We start from the raw sequence: 2,187 nt of genomic DNA on the forward strand, positions 1-2,187 counted from the left end.
CTGTTGACCGATGTGGAATCTCTGGAACGAGACGCCATTTGCGGCCCAGGAAGCTTGGACCCGCGACGAACACGGCCACGAATGGTGGCTGATCGCGATCAAAGCATCGTTCGAACTTGACCTCGACGGTAAGCAGCAGCTTCTGAAGGATCAGGTTCCTGTTAATATGGCCCCTATCCACAGCGCTGACGCCCTGGAATTACTTGATGACGACGATCTCGTCATTGAAAAGAAGCACACCGATGTCCTTGTAGAAGGCCACGTATATGCGCCTGATCAGCGACCGAATATCGAGTCGATGGCGCGTATCAAGATAGGCAACGTGTTGGACAAGAGCGTGCGTGCGATTGGCGACCGTATTTTTATGCCGGGGCCGGTACTGGTGCGTATGAGCCGACCCGAGCCTTTCATTCGGATTCCGATTTCTTGGCGGAGAACTTTTGGCGGCACGGACACTCAGGCCTCCACGCCCGATTGGGACCGACGAAACCCCGTAGGAACCGGCTTCGCCGTCGATGCACGACATTTGATCGGCAGGACCGGCCCCAACTTCGAGTATCCTGACGCACCCTATCGCGATCACCAAAGCGGCCGGCCAGCAGGTTTCGGTCCAGTGGCGCGGCACTGGATGCCGCGCGCCAAACATGCGGGCACCTATGGCGATGAATGGCAAAAGAGGCGTGATCCGCTGCTGCCCTTGGATTTCAGCCGAACATACTACCAGTGCGCGCCGGAAGATCAGCAAACCAGGACGCCACTTGTCGGCTATGAAACCGTGCGGCTGGGCAATTTCACTGGCGACGGGTTTTTCCAGTTCGTACTGCCTCGTATCGGCTTCGACATACATACGGAGTTCAACAACCGACCCTCCCGGCAGCATGAGGAGCCGACGATCCATACGCTACGGATCAAACCAGACAAGCGTCAGTTCTCCATTACATGGATGACCACGCTGTATGTTCCTTATGACGAGGAGCGGCTGAAGAGCACCACCATAAGCCTACGTCGTCAGACTGTTTCGGCGGCCGCCACGCGCATGGGTATCTGGACGGAGGAATTCGTCGATGGCTAGAGACGACGCCATCGTCATCGTCGGCATCGGCGCGCGAACGCCGTTGGGATTCGACGCTGCTTCCAGTGCGGCCGCGGTTCGCGCTGGCATTTCCGCAATCCAACAACATCCCACGATGGTCGACCGCTTCGGCGAGCAAATGAAGGTCACCCGCGACATGGGTATTGACCTTCATATGCGGGGTCCCGATCGCGCTGTCGCAATCGCTTTCGATCCGGCCGTGCAGGCATTGCGGCCGATGCTTGGCGCCCTCGGAAACGCACCGGTGTCGTTAATCGTGGCGACAGGCGAACCCAGGCCTGGCCAGGATGGCGAATTCGCAGTCCAAGTGCATGCTCAACTTCGCAGTGGTCTGTCACAATACGCCGTGTTCCAGGGCGGCGGATCCATTGCTGGAGGCCATGCCGGCGGTATGATCGCCATGCTGCAAGCGTCAAAAAGCCTGCGCGAGGGCAGCGTAACGTTCTGCCTGGCTGGCGGCGTCGATACCTATCTGCAGACCGAGACACTCGTGTGGTTGGACGAAAATGAACAACTGCATTCAGAGGGCAACATCTATGGGTTCTGCCCTGGAGAGGCGGCGGGATTTTGCCTGATGACAACTCTGCGAACCGCCCGGAAATATGCTATCCCGCCACGGCTCCAACTGATCGGCATCGAAGGCGCGCACGAGGAAAAACGCATCCGAACCGAGACCGTCGTTCTTGGCGAAGGACTTGGTGCTGCGTTCCGTAACTTGTTCGAAAAGGCCGTAACAGATCCAGTCGATCGGATAATCTGCGACATGAACGGCGAACGCTATCGAGCCAACGAGTACGGCTTCGCAACCATCCGCAATCCCGGTCGGTTCAGGGATGCGGCCGATTTCGAGACCCCTGCCGATTGCTGGGGCGATGTGGGTGCGGCGAGCGGACCTTTGTTTGTCAGCCTTGTGGCGGAAGCCGAAGCCCGCAATTATCAGACCGGACCCCTGTCCCTGATCTGGACCAGTTCCGAGAACGGCGTTCGCGCAGCCGCACTACTCGGCGGCAGGCGAAAGGCTGCCTGATGCCGACGCATATCACCGTCAATGGCCTCGGCTTAACCCACAAATCGTCCACCGGATTCTCCAAGGC

2 protein-coding genes are annotated in these 2,187 nt (G+C 58.6%); both read left to right on the forward strand.

Translation table 11 applies throughout. The annotated features are described in order from the left end of the window. Positions 1–10: 10 nt before the first annotated feature. Positions 11–1,072, forward strand: coding sequence for a DUF2169 domain-containing protein (locus tag EN879_RS32960; protein ID WP_063170596.1), 1,062 nt, complete (start codon positions 11–13; stop codon positions 1,070–1,072). Further along, positions 1,065–2,120: a beta-ketoacyl synthase N-terminal-like domain-containing protein gene (locus tag EN879_RS32965; RefSeq protein ID WP_013525296.1), complete on the forward strand. Its 1,056-nt coding sequence runs from the start codon at positions 1,065–1,067 to the stop codon at positions 2,118–2,120. The genes EN879_RS32960 and EN879_RS32965 overlap by 8 nt, the downstream gene beginning before the upstream one ends. The last annotated feature ends 67 nt before the right edge of the window (positions 2,121–2,187 follow it).

It is taken from the genome of Mesorhizobium sp. M7A.F.Ca.AU.002.02.1.1 (genome assembly GCF_003998535.1).
GTDB lineage: Bacteria > Pseudomonadota > Alphaproteobacteria > Rhizobiales > Rhizobiaceae > Mesorhizobium > Mesorhizobium ciceri.